The organism is Streptomyces sp. NPDC056527, from assembly GCF_042794475.1.
GTDB lineage: Bacteria > Actinomycetota > Actinomycetes > Streptomycetales > Streptomycetaceae > Streptomyces.
Genome location: NZ_JBHTTQ010000098.1, coordinates 13,409 through 27,259, shown reverse-complemented (window position 1 = coordinate 27,259; position 13,851 = coordinate 13,409). Strand labels below are relative to the sequence as shown.

General features: G+C 71.2%; 13 protein-coding genes. 5 read left to right on the top strand and 8 right to left on the bottom strand.

All coding sequences use genetic code 11. From position 1 onward, the window contains the following. Positions 1 to 55 precede the first annotated feature (55 nt). The 5 genes from ACFQ7Q_RS31075 to ACFQ7Q_RS31055 all read right to left on the bottom strand — a co-directional run bounded on the left by ACFQ7Q_RS31075 (position 56) and on the right by ACFQ7Q_RS31055 (position 5,760). A complete protein-coding gene (locus ACFQ7Q_RS31075) occupies positions 56 to 763 on the bottom strand; it encodes a class III extradiol dioxygenase subunit B-like domain-containing protein (protein ID WP_383560935.1) in 708 nt (235 codons plus the stop codon). Positions 764 to 865: 102 nt separating this feature from the next. Next, positions 866 to 2,386: a tRNA (N6-isopentenyl adenosine(37)-C2)-methylthiotransferase MiaB gene (gene miaB / locus ACFQ7Q_RS31070; RefSeq protein WP_383560933.1), complete on the bottom strand. Its 1,521-nt coding sequence runs from the start codon at positions 2,384 to 2,386 to the stop codon at positions 866 to 868. Between the two features lie 86 nt (positions 2,387 to 2,472). Beyond that, positions 2,473 to 3,150 (bottom strand): HisA/HisF-related TIM barrel protein, encoded by a 678-nt coding sequence (locus tag ACFQ7Q_RS31065; RefSeq protein WP_383560931.1) that lies wholly within the window; start codon positions 3,148 to 3,150, stop codon positions 2,473 to 2,475. Between the two features lie 316 nt (positions 3,151 to 3,466). Further along, complete coding sequence (gene pdxA, locus ACFQ7Q_RS31060) at positions 3,467 to 4,540, bottom strand: 4-hydroxythreonine-4-phosphate dehydrogenase PdxA (RefSeq protein ID WP_383560929.1); 1,074 nt, start codon at positions 4,538 to 4,540, stop codon at positions 3,467 to 3,469. Next, complete coding sequence (locus ACFQ7Q_RS31055) at positions 4,537 to 5,760, bottom strand: four-carbon acid sugar kinase family protein (RefSeq protein WP_383560927.1); 1,224 nt, start codon at positions 5,758 to 5,760, stop codon at positions 4,537 to 4,539. Before ACFQ7Q_RS31055 ends, pdxA begins: the two co-directional genes overlap by 4 nt. 107 nt (positions 5,761 to 5,867) lie before the next feature. On the opposite strand from ACFQ7Q_RS31055, the gene ACFQ7Q_RS31050 reads away from it, so the two are divergent. Beyond that, a complete protein-coding gene (locus ACFQ7Q_RS31050) occupies positions 5,868 to 6,749 on the top strand; it encodes a LysR family transcriptional regulator (protein WP_383560925.1) in 882 nt (293 codons plus the stop codon). 48 nt (positions 6,750 to 6,797) lie between these two features. Here ACFQ7Q_RS31050 and ACFQ7Q_RS31045 read toward each other — a convergent pair whose 3' ends face one another. Next, positions 6,798 to 7,415: a maleylpyruvate isomerase family mycothiol-dependent enzyme gene (locus ACFQ7Q_RS31045; protein WP_383560923.1), complete on the bottom strand. Its 618-nt coding sequence runs from the start codon at positions 7,413 to 7,415 to the stop codon at positions 6,798 to 6,800. Between the two features lie 71 nt (positions 7,416 to 7,486). Here ACFQ7Q_RS31045 and ACFQ7Q_RS31040 point away from each other — a divergent pair, with 71 nt between their 5' ends. Further along, positions 7,487 to 8,404, top strand: coding sequence for a LysR family transcriptional regulator (locus ACFQ7Q_RS31040; protein WP_383560921.1), 918 nt, complete (start codon positions 7,487 to 7,489; stop codon positions 8,402 to 8,404). A gap of 103 nt (positions 8,405 to 8,507) precedes the next feature. Further along, complete coding sequence (locus tag ACFQ7Q_RS31035; protein ID WP_383560919.1) at positions 8,508 to 9,506, top strand: TAXI family TRAP transporter solute-binding subunit; 999 nt, start codon at positions 8,508 to 8,510, stop codon at positions 9,504 to 9,506. A 175-nt stretch (positions 9,507 to 9,681) separates the two neighbouring features. Here the strand turns inward: ACFQ7Q_RS31035 and ACFQ7Q_RS31030 are convergent, their stop codons facing one another. Beyond that, positions 9,682 to 11,079, bottom strand: a complete 1,398-nt coding sequence (locus ACFQ7Q_RS31030) for an ATP-binding protein (RefSeq protein ID WP_383560917.1) — start codon at positions 11,077 to 11,079, stop codon at positions 9,682 to 9,684. A gap of 15 nt (positions 11,080 to 11,094) precedes the next feature. After that, the gene (locus ACFQ7Q_RS31025; protein WP_383560915.1) at positions 11,095 to 11,799 is read right to left on the bottom strand and encodes a response regulator transcription factor; all 705 of its coding nucleotides are present in this window, start codon (positions 11,797 to 11,799) and stop codon (positions 11,095 to 11,097) included. Between the two features lie 276 nt (positions 11,800 to 12,075). Here ACFQ7Q_RS31025 and ACFQ7Q_RS31020 point away from each other — a divergent pair, with 276 nt between their 5' ends. After that, positions 12,076 to 12,861 carry an amino acid ABC transporter ATP-binding protein gene (locus ACFQ7Q_RS31020; RefSeq protein WP_383560913.1) on the top strand — a complete coding sequence of 262 codons (786 nt, stop codon included), beginning with the start codon at positions 12,076 to 12,078 and terminating at the stop codon, positions 12,859 to 12,861. A gap of 63 nt (positions 12,862 to 12,924) precedes the next feature. Then, on the top strand, positions 12,925 to 13,842 hold the full coding sequence (locus ACFQ7Q_RS31015; RefSeq protein WP_383560911.1) for a glutamate ABC transporter substrate-binding protein: 918 nt from the start codon (positions 12,925 to 12,927) through the stop codon (positions 13,840 to 13,842). The last annotated feature ends 9 nt before the right edge of the window (positions 13,843 to 13,851 follow it).

Sequence of the window (13,851 nt, the reverse complement as noted above, 5' to 3'; positions counted from 1 at the left end):
GAGCACATGCTCCGCGGCCGTCCGCCGTTCCGTGTTCCGTGTTCCGTGGGGCCGTCTACGACCAGGCGGCCACGAAGTAGCCGACGCCGTACGGCGCGTCCTCGTACAGCAGCCTGCCATCGAGGCCCGCGCCTTCGGCTGCGCCCGCGAGGACCTGCCAGGGGGCCCGGCCGGCCGCCTTCAGCTCGTACGCGAGGTTCTCGTCCATTCCGAGGAGGGCGTCCACGTCCGCGGAGCCCAGGGCCCGCGCGGCCTCCGCGTCGAACGCGGCGGCACGCTCGTCCAGGTAGCCGGGGGCTTTGAGGGTCCGGCAGGCACTGCCGTCGCCCATCACGAGCAGCGCGACGCGGTCGGCCGTGGCTGCCAACTCCCGGCCGGTGGAGACGCACCTCGCGGTCTCCAGGGGTTCGCCGACGCCGAGCCCCTCGACGGGGGCGTCGGCCCAGTCGGTGCGCTCCAGGAACCAGGCGGCGACGGCGAGCGAGGCGGGCAGCGGCCGCTCTCCGGCCGGTCCGTCACCGAGCCGTACCGAGAGGTCGACGCCGAAGCCGGCAAAACTGCCGGCCGAACCGGCGGGGAACGGTCCGCGTGCGCTCTCGTCGGCGGGACCGATGACATAGAGGCGGTCGGGCCGGGAGGCGGCGAGCAGCCCGACGGCGTCGGAACAGGCCGTACGGGCCGCGTCGAGTTCACCGGCGGCCCCGGCCGCCACCTCGGGCACGAGCAGGGGAGGACAGGGGCACACAGCTGCGGCGACAAGCATGATCCGCAGCCTACTGCGACGTCCTCCGGTCCCCCGCCACCGAGCCGTGGCGGGTTCGGTGGCTCACCCGGTTCGTCGGTGGCTGCCGCGGGCCGGGGGCTGTCAGTGGCTGCCGCAGGCCGGGGCGGAGGCCGCGGGCAGCGGCTCCGGCACACCGATCTTCGGCAGGCCGAGCAGGACACCCGCCGGCTTGGCGGCGTCCGCCGTGGTGCGCTTCTCCCAGGCGTCGCCGGCGCGGGTACGACGCACGGACGTCGTCGGACCCTCGGCGAGCAGGTGGTGCGGGGCGGCGTAGGTGATCTCGACGGTCACCACGTCGCCGGGGCGGACCTCCGCCTCCGGCTTGGTGAAGTGGACGAGCCGGTTGTCGGGGGCGCGGCCGGAGAGGCGGTGCGTGGAGCCGTCCTTGCGGCCCTCGCCCTCGGCGACCATGACCTCCAGGGTCCGGCCGACCTGCTTCTTGTTCTCCTCCCAGGAGATCTCCTCCTGGAGGGCGACGAGACGCTCGTAGCGCGCCTGCACGACCTCCTTGGGGATCTGCCCGTCCATCTCGGCCGCGGGGGTCCCGGGACGCTTGGAGTACTGGAAGGTGAAGGCGTTGGCGAAGCGCGCCTCGCGGACCGTGTGCATCGTCTGCTCGAAGTCCTCCTCGGTCTCGCCGGGGAAGCCCACGATGATGTCGGTGGAGATGGCGGCGTGCGGGATGGCCGCGCGCACCTTCTCGATGATGCCGAGGAAACGCTCCTGCCGGTACGAGCGGCGCATCGCCCTCAGCACGGTGTCCGAGCCGGACTGCAGCGGCATGTGGAGCTGCGGCATCACGTTCGGGGTCTCGGCCATGGCCGCGATGACGTCGTCGGTGAAGTCGCGGGGGTGCGGCGAGGTGAAGCGGACCCGCTCCAGGCCCTCGATGTCGCCGCAGGCGCGGAGCAGCTTGGAGAAGGCCTCGCGGTCGCCCAGGTCGGATCCGTACGCGTTGACGTTCTGACCGAGCAGGGTGATCTCCGAGACGCCCTCGGCGACCAGGGCTTCGATCTCGGCGAGGATGTCGCCGGGACGACGGTCCTCCTCCTTGCCGCGCAGCGCCGGGACGATACAGAACGTACAGGTGTTGTTGCAACCGACGGAGATCGAGACCCAGGCGGCGTACGCGGACTCGCGGCGGGTCGGCAGCGTGGAGGGGAAGGCCTCCAGCGACTCGGCGATCTCGATCTGGGCCTCTTCCTGGACGCGGGCGCGCTCCAGGAGGACAGGCAGCTTGCCGATGTTGTGCGTGCCGAAGACGACGTCGACCCAGGGGGCCTTCTTGACGATGGTGTCGCGGTCCTTCTGGGCGAGGCAGCCGCCGACGGCGATCTGCATACCCGGGCGCGTGGTCTTCCTCGGGGCGAGCCGGCCGAGGTTGCCGTACAGCTTGTTGTCGGCGTTCTCCCGGACGGCGCAGGTGTTGAAGACGACGACGTCGGCGTCACCGTCGGACCCCTCGGGGGCGCGGACGTAGCCGGCGTCTTCCAGCAGACCGGAGAGCCGCTCGGAGTCGTGGACGTTCATCTGGCACCCGTAGGTGCGTACTTCGTAGGTTCGCTGGACGTCCACTGCCTGGCTCCGGTCGCTGCTGGTCATGGAACAAGGGTATGCGGTGCCGAGCATTGCCCCGCCCCTAGCCGCCGCCGTGCGGTCCGGAGGCCGCCGGTCCCCTCCGCGAACCGTCAGCCCACCGCCATGGTGGTGGCCTCGACGGCGGCGGCCAGCTGGGACCGGAGCGTTCCCGCGTCGGGTCGGAGGGAGCCGCTGAAAGCGGCGGAGCCGATGGTGAAGGCGTCGGTCCCGGCATCCGCGAGGGCCTGTATCTGAGCGGCCGTGGTGATGCTGCCCGCCACCACGAGCCGGCCGGCGGTCGCGGCCCGGGCGGCCCGGACGAGGTCGAGCGGGTCGGCGTCCGTGGCTCGGTAGGCGAGAAGGTCCACACCCGCGCACCCCGCCGCCTCGGCTCGACGGCAGTCGTCGGCGATACGGGCCGGATCTCCGGCCAGGCTGGTGGGGTGACCGAGCGGTTCGCCGGCGAAGGGGAGGTACTCGATGCCGGTGCCGGCGAGCAGGGCCTGTGTCTCGTCGATCCAGGTGCCGCCCATGAGCCGGTCGACGCCCAGGTCGATCGCGGACTTCACCGAGTCGAGGGCCTGCTCGCGCGTGGTGCTGACGACCTCCAGGTAGCTGGTGGCGCCCATGTCCTTGATCTGCCGGTGGAGGCGGGCGAGTGTGGCGGGCTCGACGCCGATGTCCTTGAAGCCGATGTGGGCGATGCCGAGGTCACGGACGGCGTCGAGGACGTCGAGGCAGTCGGTGACGGTCCGGTCGTCACGGGTGAGCATGAAGATGAAGTCCACGGCGAGGATCCTCCGGGTCGGGAGCGGGGCGGGTGGGGCCGGCCAGTGCCGGTTCGGGCGGGTGACGCCGGGCGGGTGCGGCGCCGGTTGGGCGGGGCGGGTGGGGCAGGCCAGTGCCGGTAGGCGGGCGCGGCGCCAGTTCGGGCGGGGTGCCGGTTCGGGCGGGCAGTCGGTGCCGGTTGGGCGAGGTGCCGGTTCGGGCGGGCGCGGTCGGTGCCGAGGCGGGCCAGTGTGGTGGCGGCGCAGTGTGGTGGCGGCGCAGTACCCGTTCAGGCGCGGTGCGGCCGAGCCCCGGTACCGAGGCGGGCGCGATCGGTCAGGTGTCCGTCGGGACGGCGATCGACGGCCCCGTACCCGCAGCGGCAGCGGTGACGGAATCCGTGCCCGCGAGGTCGTCGGCCTGGTGGAGGGCGGTGAGCAGGCTGGTGTGGTCGGCGGTGCCCTGGCCGGCGAGGTCGAAGGCCGTGCCGTGGTCGACGCTGGTCCGTACGAAGGGCAGGCCGATGGTGATGTTGACGCCGTGCTCCAGGCCCAGGTACTTCACGGGTATGAGCCCCTGATCGTGGTACTGCGCGACGACGGCGTCGAACTCCCCGGCGCGGGCGCGCATGAAGACCGTGTCGGCGGGCCAGGGGCCGCTGGCGTCGATGCCTTCCCGCCGGGCGGCCCGGACGGCAGGCTCGATGATGTCGAGGTCCTCGCGTCCGAAGAGCCCGTTCTCGCCCGCGTGGGGGTTGAGTGCGGCGACGGCGATACGGGGACGGGTGCCTGTCCGACCGCCGGCCTGGAGCGTACGGTGCGTCAGCCGGATGATCTCCAGCTCGCGGGCGGTGGTGATCGAGTCGAGCGCCGTGCGCAGTGACTGGTGGACGGTGACCAGAACGACCCGCAGCTCGTCGTTGGCCATCATCATCGCGTAGTCGCTCGTGCCCGAGAGTTCGGCGAGGATCTCGGTGTGCCCCGGGTAGGACAGCCCGGCCAGCCGAAGTGCCTCCTTGTTGATGGGAGCGGTGGTGAGGGCCCGGACCTCGCCGCGGAGGGCGAGCTCGATGCCCCGGCGTACGTACTGGAAGGAAGCGGCTCCGGCGCGGGCGTCGACCGTTCCGAGGGTCAGGTCGCCGGGCAGAACGCCCTCGGCCAGGACGTTCATGACTCCGGGGCTGTGGATCGCCTCCGCCACGGAGTCGACCGGCCGCACCGTCACCTCGGTGCCCGTGATGCGGCAGGCCCGGGCGAGGGTGCCCGGGTCGCCGATGACGATGGTGGCGGGGCGGCGGCGTGGGGCGGCGTACGCCTTGACGGTGATCTCGGGTCCGATGCCGTTCGGGTCGCCCATGGTGATGGCGATGGGTCGCGTCGCGAGGGGCGTCGACCCCATGGGTGTCGTCATGAGACCGGTCCGCCCTCCATGAGAAGGCGGCAGAGGCGGTCGAGGGTCCCCTCGTCGCCGAAGCCGCCGGCTTTGATCAGCACGGGAATGCGGGGCGCGCTGAGCAGTACCCCGCGCGCGACTCCCGGCTCGGGCTCGTCGACCAGATCGATGCCCTTGGAGCCGAGCGCTTCGAGGACGGCCACGGCGGTCTCTCCGCCGGTGAGTACGAGTCCGTCGACCGTCCCGGCCGTCGCCAATTCCCGTACCGCGTGGGCCAGATCGTCCGTGAGTGAGCCGGAGGTGGTGCGGCGCTCGTCGGGGGTGTGGACCACGAGGACGGGCGCGGAGGCTTGCCGCAAGGCATGGACGGCCGTGGTGGGGTCGTCGGCGGAAGCGGCGGTGGCCACGTCCGCTCTCGTACGCAATCGGTCCAGCTGTCGCCGGGTGGCCGGGTTCGCGCTGCCGACGACCATGAGCGGGCGTCGGGCGCGGGGAAGCCCGGGGCGTGCGGCCTCCGGGGTGCGGAAGTGGCGGCGGGCCAGTGCCGCGGCGAGGCCCGGGGAGCCGACCCAGAGCACGTCGCGGGCACGGGGCGCCGAGGAGACGAGGCGGTCGAGATCGATGTCCATGGCGGCCGAGCAGACGAACAGGCCGCCCTGGCCGATCAGTTCGGGCAGCTTCTCGAACTGTTCCGGTTCCAGGTGCTGGGCCTCCGGCAGCAGCCGCGCGAGGTCCGAGCAGCGCACCGGGTGCGCCGGATCTCGGGCGAACTCCGTGTCGTGCACCGGCACGTCATGGACATGCTGGATCCCGCGGACCGTGGTCCTTCCCTCGGCCGGGAACGCCGGCGCGACGACGACCGCCCTTCGGCCCGAACCGTTGTGGGCTGCGCGGATCTCGGCAGCCACATGCCCGCGCAGTGTCGAGTCGACGGTCTTGACCAGGAGGTCCGCCGCAGCGAACTCACGAGCGGCCCGTTCGGCCCGGGTCACAGCAGCCGGCTCGTCGAGCAAGCGGCTGCCGAGGTCGACGGCGACGACACCGCCGAGGGCCGGCGCGCCCGCTTCGTACACACTCCCGCCGAGGGAACCGGCATCACCCTCGGCGACGGTGGACAGCAGGACCTTCGCCTGATGTCCGGCCCTGCGGAACGGCGCCGCGCCGTCGCCGGCGCTGGTGAGATCGTCCGCGAGCACAGCGATGCTCGACACGGGATCGTCCTGGGGTCCCACCCTCATGCGTCGTCCTCCTCGGATCGCCGACCGGTGACGACATCAACACTGACGCCCGGAAAGCCGCTGGACAAGCGATTCCTTCTCACTCCATCTGTGAGTAGATTTCACACATGCGCTGGCCCGACCTTCCCCCGCTGAACTCCCTGCTGCCCTTCGAGGCGACCGTGCGGCACGCGAGCATGACGCGGGCCGCCCAGGAACTCCATGTCACGCACGGCGCGGTCAGCCGCCAGATCCAGAACCTGGAGAAGTCCCTGGGCGTCACCCTCTTCGAGCGGGGGACCCGGTCCCTGCGTCCCACACCGCAGGCGCGTCGCCTGGCGGCCGCCGTTCGCGACGCTCTCGACCAGGTCGACACCGCCGCGCGGGAGGTCTCGCGCCGGGAACGCGGCGGCCCGCTCGCGCTGTCCTGCGAGCCCACGCTGCTCATGCGCTGGCTCATCCCCCGCCTGCCCGACCTCGCCGTCCAGGTTCCCGGTCTCACCGTGCACCTGTCGGCGGGCGGTGGGCCCGTGTCCTTCGAACGGGACACCATCGACGTCGCGCTGCGCCGCGACGACTTCCCCGTACCGGAGGACATGAGCCGCTCTCCGTTGTTCCTCGAACGGATCGGTCCGGTCTGCAGTCCGGAGATGGCGGATCGGGTGACGGGCAAGGGTGGAGTCGTCGGCGTGACGATTCTGCACACCAGTACCCGGCCGCGGGCGTGGGAGGACTGGCAGCGTCTGACGCGTCGGCGGGTGGAGCCCGGCGCGGAGCAGACCTTCGAGCACTTCTACCTGGCGTTGCAGGCGGCCGTCGCGGGGGTGGGTGTCGCCATCGGTCCGTACGCACTCGTCCATGACGATCTGATGCGCGGGCAGTTGGTGGCGCCGTTCGGCCTGGTCGCCGACGGCACGGGCTATCACCTGCTGAGCCCGCAGCCGCCCGAGCAGGACGGCCGGATCGCCGGCCTGCTCGGGTGGTTGAGGAGCCAGGCGGCTGAGCTGTGACCCTCGACGCGCCGGTCCGCGGTGAACGGCGCGGTGGCTCCTCGACGGTCAAGCCCTGACGAAGCGCTCCGCCTCCGCGCCACCCAGCCGGCCGGCGGGCAGGCGGCGGCCGAAGGCGAGGAGCAGCAGATCCTGTGCGCCGCCGGTCACCGGCGTACCGCTGCCGAACGACCAGTCGAGGTCGTCGGCACGGAGTCCGACCCCGTCGAGGTCGGCTCCGAAGAAGCGGGTGCCCCGCGGGGTGACCCGCGCGAGGACGGTGCGCAGGCGGTCCTCCGGCACGCGCCGGTCCAGGCCGAGGGCGACGGTGATGTCGAGACCGTGGATCACGTCGTGGGCGAGCGCCATCGCGTGGCCGCCGACCGGCGGCTTCCAGGGGTGCCCGGCGTTGTCACGCAGAGAGCCGGCGAGCTCTTCCGCGGTCAGGGCGGCGGTGTCGTGGCGGGCGAGACGGTCTGCCATGCGGTCGAGGCTGCCGCGGGACCTGACGAGCTCGGCGGCGATGCGCGGGACGGAGTGACGCATCGCCATGGTCATGTGGGCGGCCACCTCGCGTACCCGCCAGCCCGCGCAGAGACTGGGCGCATTCCATTGCGCCTCGGTGAGGGCGCCGAGGACGGCCGCGAGCTCGCGGCGTTCGTCGGCGATGTCGTCTCTGATTCCCATGCCAGTCAGCCTGGGCTGGGGGTCTCCATAAGTCCAAGACATGGATCATCTGGTTCCTAGAATCATTGGTTATGGAACTTCGTCAGCTGCGGTACTTCGTGACGGTGGTCGAGGAGGCCAATTTCACCCGGGCCGCTGCGCGCCTCCATGTGGCGCAGCCGGGCGTCAGCGCGCAGATCGCGCAGTTGGAGCGGGAGCTGGGCCAACGGCTGCTCGACCGGTCGGGGCGCACGGTGACGCCGACGGAGGTGGGCGCGGCGGTCCTGCCGTACGCGCGGGCGGCTCTGGCAGCCGGCGACGCGGTGCGGGAGACGGTCGCCGAGTTCAGCGGGCTGCTGCGGGGGCGGGTGGCGATCGGGCTCGTGTCCGGGGCCGGCACGCACGAGTTCGACATGGCGGGGCTGCTGGCCGGATTCCATGCTTCGCATCCGGAGGTGGAGATCGCGCTCACCGAGGACACGTCGGAGCGGATGCTGGGCGCGCTGCGGGCCGGTGAGCTCGACATCGCGATGGTCGGACTGGCGGAGGCGGGGCCGCCGCCGGGGCTCACGCTGCGGCTGGTGGTCGACGAGCCACTTGTCGCCGCGGTGGCTCCGGACGATGTGCTGGCGGGCGAGGAGGGAGCACTGGCGGTCTCCGCGTTGCGCGGCCGACGGCTGATCTGTCTGCCGCGGGGGACGGGGGTGCGTGGGGTTCTCGACCGGCTCTGCGGGGAGGCGGGCTTCGCCCCGCATGTGGCCTTCGAGGCGGCGGCGCCGCAGCTGCTGGTGCGGCTGGCGGAGCGGGGGCTGGGGGTGGCGGTGGTTCCGGGGCGCCCGGAGGAGACGGCGGGGGCATCAGGGCTGCGGCTCCGGCCACTGGCCGATCCACGCGCGCGTGGCCGGGTGGCCCTGGCCTGGCGCACCGAGGGCCCTTCCGGCCCTGCCGCCAAGGCCCTCCTGAGCCTCTTGCGCGAGGCCGTGCCGGTCCCGGGTGAAGCGTCGCCCTGAGGCCGACCCGCCCCGCCTGAGCAGGTGCCCACCGCGGGGTGGGAGGGTGGGCCGCCGTCGGTCGGCCTGGCCAGGTTGGCCTTCGAGCTGGCAGGATCGCGCCATGCTCGAGTCGCTCTCCCGTTCCGTCCGTCGTCGCCTTCTCACGGTGTCGGCGGCGGTTCTGGTGGTGTGCGGGCTGCTCGTCTGGTGGCTGGTTCCTTTCGGTTCGCCCGCTCCCAGTGGGCGGGTCGCGTTCAGTACCGGCGTCCCCACCGGCGTCTATCAGAAGTACGGAGAGCTGCTGCAGCAGGCCCTCGCCCGCGATCTGCCGGACGTCTCGATAACGCTCCGGAACAGCGAGGGCTCCCAGCAGAACCTCGCGCGGCTGGCATCCGGCGAGGCGGACTTCACCATCGCGACCTCCGATGCCGTCGCGCAGTATCAGCGGGACCGGAAGCCCGGCTTCGAGCAGCTGCGCGGCTGCGCGCGCCTCTACGACGACTACGTACAGCTCGTCGTCCGCAAGGACGCCCCCGTACGGTCGGTCTCCGACCTGCGCGGGCTGCGGGTCGGCGTCGGCCAGGAGGGCTCCGGGGTTCGGCTCATCGCGGACCGCGTCCTCGCGGCGGGCGGTCTCACCCCCGACGTCGACATCGAGCCGGTGTCGGCCGGCATCGACACGATGCCGGGCCTTCTGGAGCGCGGCAAGCTGGACGCGTTCTTCTGGTCGGGCGGTCTGCCCACCCAAGCCGTGCAGGAGCTCTCCGAGCGCTTTCCGGTACGGCTCGTGCCGCTGGACTCGACGCTGATCGACAACCTCCACGACGTCGGCGAGTCGAACCGTCACTACCGGTCGGCCGTCATCCCGGCCGACGCCTACGCCCGCGCGCAGGACGGACAGCCGGTGGAGACGCTCGCGGTGGCGAACCTCCTGGTGACCACCGACGCGTCGGATTCGTCGCTCGTGGAGGGTTTCACCCGCACGGTGATCAGAAGCCGGGACCGGATCGGCGGCCAGGTGCACCCGGCTCAGCTGGTGGATCTGCGGACCGCCATCTACACGGAGCCCCTGGCCCTCCACGAGGGCGCCCAGCGCTACTACCGCTCCGTGAAGCCGTAGGACTCCGTGCGGCCGTAGAGCCCGTGAAGCCGTACCGCTCCCCGTCCGTGAAGCCGCAGAGCCCACGGGGCCGTACCCCTCTCCACGAAGCCACAGAGCCACAGAGCCACAGAGCCACAGGGGGCTGGCTCGATGAAGCCGTAGCGCAACCCCTTGGGGGCATCCCCCGGCGCCGTCACCGCCCCTGCGGCACCGTCCTCGGCACCGTGACCGTCACCCGGAGCCCGTGGGGCTCGTTCGGGGCGTACGCGATCGAGCCGCCCCCCGCCGCCAGCAGGACCCGGGAGATGGACAGACCCAGGCCCGAGCCCTTGATGTTCTGGTGGCGGTTGCTGCGCCAGAAGCGGTCGCCGACCCGTTCGAGCTCCTCGCTCGTCAGCCCCGGGCCGTGGTCCTCGACCACGATCGTGCAGGTGTCTCCACCCGACGCGACGGCGACGGTCACCTCCTCGCCCGCCGGCGTGAACTTCAACGCGTTGTCGATCACCGCGTCGAGTGCGCTGGAGAGCGCCACCGGGTCCGCCCACGCCGTCACGGCGCGCCGCTCACTGCTCAGCCGTACGCCCTTCTCCTCGGCGAGCGGCCGCCAGGCGGACACGCGCTCGGCCGCCATCGCGCCGATGTCGGTCAATCGCAGGTCCGCGGCCGCGTGCTCGGCGAGCGCCAGGTCAAGCAGGTCGTCGAGGACCTGCGCGAGCCGCTTGCCCTCGGTGCGCACGGAGGCGATCTCCTCGTTCCCCTCGGGCAGTTCGAGGGCGAGCAGCTCGATGCGCAGCAGCAGCGCCGAGAGGGGGTTGCGCAGCTGGTGGGAGGCGTCCGCGACGAAGGCCCGCTGCTGTTCCAGCACGTCCTCGACGTTGTCGGCCATCTCGTTGAACGAGCGGGCCAGTCGGCGCAGTTCGGGCGGTCCGCCCGCCTCGGCCACCCGGGAGTTCATCTGACCGGTGGCGATGTCGTGGGTGACGGCGTCCAGGACCCGGACCGGTCGCAGGACCCATCCGGTGAGCCGGAAGGCGGCGCCGACGGCGAGCAGCATCGCGGCGAACTCGCCCGCGGCGATGATCAGCCAGCCGTGCAGGATGCGCGAACGCAGCTGTCCGGTGGGCGAGTCGGTGACCACGACGGCGACCACGTCACCGTCCCGTACGACGGGCGAGGCGATGATGAGGCGGGCGTTCGGCTGCCAGGGCCAGACCTGCGGCGGGTCGTGGCTGCGGCGGCCGAGCAGCGCCTCCTGGAAGGCGCGGCGGCCCTCCCCCTCCTCGGGTACGCCCCAGTCCGAGGGCGCCGCGGCCATGGCACGGTAGTCGCGGTAGAAGATGCCGGTACGAATGCCGTAGACGTCGTGGTAGCTGGCGAGTTCGCCGCGGAGGGTCGTACGGCGCTCGTCGATCCCGGGGTCGGTCTCGCTGACGAACTGCGCGAGCGCGGCGAACCGCGCCGCGTCGTCGAGCCGGTCGACGATCACCCGCTGCTGCTCGGCCGCGGCCAGGCTGGCGGCGAGCGGGAAGCCGAGGGCGAGCAGCACCCCGGCCATCAGGACGAGGAGGAGCGGGAGAAGACGAGTGCGCACGTGGGACCCGGGCGGCTACGCGGCCGGGGCGACCAGGCGGTAGCCGACGCCACGCACGGTCTCGATCAGGGCGGGCATCGCCAGCTTGGAGCGCAGCGAGGCGACATGCACTTCGAGCGTGCGGCCGGTGCCTTCCCAACTGGTGCGCCAGACCTCGCTGATGATCTGTTCGCGCCGGAAGACCACACCGGGTCGCTGGGCGAGCAGGGCCAGCAGGTCGAACTCCTTGCGGGTGAGCTGCACGGCGGTGCCGTCGACGCTGACCCGGCGCGTGGGCAGCTCGATGACGACGGAGCCGAGCCGCAGCGCCGCGTCGTCGCCGGCCGCGCCGGACTCCTCGCCAGTGGCCGTACGCCGGCTGACCGCGTGGATCCGGGCGAGCAGTTCGCCGGTGTCGTACGGCTTGACCACGTAGTCGTCGGCCCCGAGGTTGAGTCCGTGTATGCGGGAGCGCACGTCGGCCCGCGCCGTCACCATGATCACGGGAGTGGCGGTGAGCTTACGGATCCGGCCGCAGACCTGGTACCCGTCCTGGTCGGGCAGGCCGAGGTCGAGCAGGATCACTCCGTACGAGGGGCGTTCTCCGTGCGCGGCGGGCAGGACCGCCTGCAGCGCCTCCTCGCCGTTGCGGGCGTGCGTGACCGTGAACCCGTGCTTGGCCAGTACGGCGGACAGGGCCGCGGCGACATGGTCGTCGTCCTCGACGAGCAGAAGTCTCATGGCCCCCCTCCGGTGGCTTCGTGATCGTGCGGTGATGGCTATCTGTGTACCAGGGTGTACCAACGCATGAACGCCGATGGTCGCCGTCACAGTCAAGTGTCCCCCTGTTACCCCGGGGTTTCTGTTATGCACCCGGTACGCCACCGGGCGTCCTCTTCACGCAGTGTGTCCGGATGCGGCCGTATCGTTATCCTCAATTTCCGCTCAGATGTAATGACGCTGGTAGCACCGCGTGCCTAGTGTCCTCCCCAACCGAGGAGGACGGAGCAAGAGCCGATGAGCGGAGTGTCAGTGACCAAGGGCTCGGAAGACGCCGTAGCGGCGGCGGGCGACCTGGTCGTGCTGTCCAACGTGAACAAGCACTTCGGCGCGCTGCATGTGCTCCAGGACATCGACCTGACCATCGCCCGTGGCGAGGTCGTGGTCGTCATCGGACCCTCCGGGTCCGGTAAGTCCACGCTGTGCCGCACGATCAACCGCCTGGAGACGATCGACTCCGGCACCATCACCATCGACGACCGGCCGTTGCCCCAGGAGGGCAAGGAGCTGGCCCGGCTTCGCGCCGACGTCGGCATGGTGTTCCAGTCGTTCAACCTCTTCGCGCACAAGACCGTGCTCGAGAACGTGATGCTGGGGCAGGTGAAGGTCCGCAAGACCGTCAAGGGGGCGGCCGAGGCCAAGGCCCGCGCGCTGCTCGACCGGGTGGGCGTCGGCACGCAGGCCGACAAGTACCCGGCGCAGCTCTCCGGCGGTCAGCAGCAACGCGTGGCGATCGCACGGGCGTTGGCGATGGACCCGAAGGTCATGCTGTTCGACGAGCCGACGTCTGCGCTCGACCCCGAGATGATCAACGAGGTCCTCGAGGTCATGCAGCAGCTGGCGCGCGACGGAATGACGATGGTGGTCGTCACCCACGAGATGGGTTTCGCCCGATCCGCCGCCAACCGCGTGGTGTTCATGGCGGACGGCAAGATCGTCGAGCAGGCCACGCCGGACGAGTTCTTCAGCAACCCGCGCAGCGACCGGGCGAAGGACTTCCTTTCGAAAATCCTGCACCACTGACGACGGTCAGCCCCCATGATTCACCCTGCCGACCAACAACCCACGAACCAAGGGATGTTCACCATGAAGCTCCGCAAGTCCGCGGCCGTGGCCGTCGCCGTTCTCGCGCTCACCGCGACCGCCTGCGGTGGCAAGGAGGGCTCGGCCGGCGACAAGCCCGCCGTGAAGCCCGGCGACAAGGCCGCCCCCCAGCTCCCCAAGTACATCGTCGCCACCGATGTGAAGCTGGAGTCGCCGACCTTCAAGGAGGCGCAGAAGCGCGGCAAGCTGGTCATCGGCTCCAAGGCCGACCAGCCGTACCTCGGCTTCGAGGACCAGGCCACCAAGGAGCGGTCCGGCTTCGACGTCGAGATCGCCAAGATGATCGCGGCGGAGCTCGGCTTCACCGAGGACAAGATCGAGTGGAAGACGGTCGACTCCAAGTCCCGCGAGACGGCGATCTCCAAGGGCTCGGTCGACTACTACGTCGGCACGTACACGATCAACGACAAGCGCAAGGCGCAGGTCGGCTTCGCGGGCCCGTACTACAAGGCCGGCGCCGACCTCCTGGTCCGCAAGGACGAGACCGCCATCACCGGTCCGGAGACCCTCAAGGGCAAGAAGGTCTGCTCCATCACGGGCTCCACCCCGCTGCAGGAGATCAAGAAGCCCCAGTACGGCGCCGAGACCACCGAGCTCGCCAAGTACTCGGACTGCGTGCAGCAGCTGCTGACCAAGCAGGTCGACGCCGTCACCACGGACGACTCGATCCTCAAGGGCTACGCCGCCGCCAACGCCGGCAAGCTCAAGGTCGTCGGCAAGCCGTTCACCGAGGAGCCCTACGGTGTCGGCGTCCCGAAGGACGACACCGTCCTGCGCAACAAGATCAACGACATCCTTGAGAAGTACACCAAGGACGGCACGTACAAGAAGATCTACGAGGCGACTCTGGGTCTCTCCGGCTCCGCGTACGTCGAGCCGCCGGCGGTCAACCGCTACTGATCGCCGCTT

Bases quoted from the DNA above. Each gene is read 5' to 3' on its own strand.
- miaB (WP_383560933.1), bottom strand. From the start codon at position 2,386: ATGACCAGCAGCGACCGGAGCCAGGCAGTGGACGTCCAGCGAACCTAC.
- ACFQ7Q_RS31040 (WP_383560921.1), top strand. From the start codon at position 7,487: ATGGAACTTCGTCAGCTGCGGTACTTCGTGACGGTGGTCGAGGAGGCC.
- pdxA (WP_383560929.1), bottom strand. From the start codon at position 4,540: ATGACGACACCCATGGGGTCGACGCCCCTCGCGACGCGACCCATCGCC.
- ACFQ7Q_RS31055 (WP_383560927.1), bottom strand. From the start codon at position 5,760: ATGAGGGTGGGACCCCAGGACGATCCCGTGTCGAGCATCGCTGTGCTC.
- ACFQ7Q_RS31025 (WP_383560915.1), bottom strand. From the start codon at position 11,799: ATGAGACTTCTGCTCGTCGAGGACGACGACCATGTCGCCGCGGCCCTG.
- ACFQ7Q_RS31075 (WP_383560935.1), bottom strand. From the start codon at position 763: ATGCTTGTCGCCGCAGCTGTGTGCCCCTGTCCTCCCCTGCTCGTGCCC.
- ACFQ7Q_RS31035 (WP_383560919.1), top strand. From the start codon at position 8,508: ATGCTCGAGTCGCTCTCCCGTTCCGTCCGTCGTCGCCTTCTCACGGTG.
- ACFQ7Q_RS31050 (WP_383560925.1), top strand. From the start codon at position 5,868: ATGCGCTGGCCCGACCTTCCCCCGCTGAACTCCCTGCTGCCCTTCGAG.
- ACFQ7Q_RS31015 (WP_383560911.1), top strand. From the start codon at position 12,925: ATGAAGCTCCGCAAGTCCGCGGCCGTGGCCGTCGCCGTTCTCGCGCTC.
- ACFQ7Q_RS31020 (WP_383560913.1), top strand. From the start codon at position 12,076: ATGAGCGGAGTGTCAGTGACCAAGGGCTCGGAAGACGCCGTAGCGGCG.
- ACFQ7Q_RS31045 (WP_383560923.1), bottom strand. From the start codon at position 7,415: ATGGGAATCAGAGACGACATCGCCGACGAACGCCGCGAGCTCGCGGCC.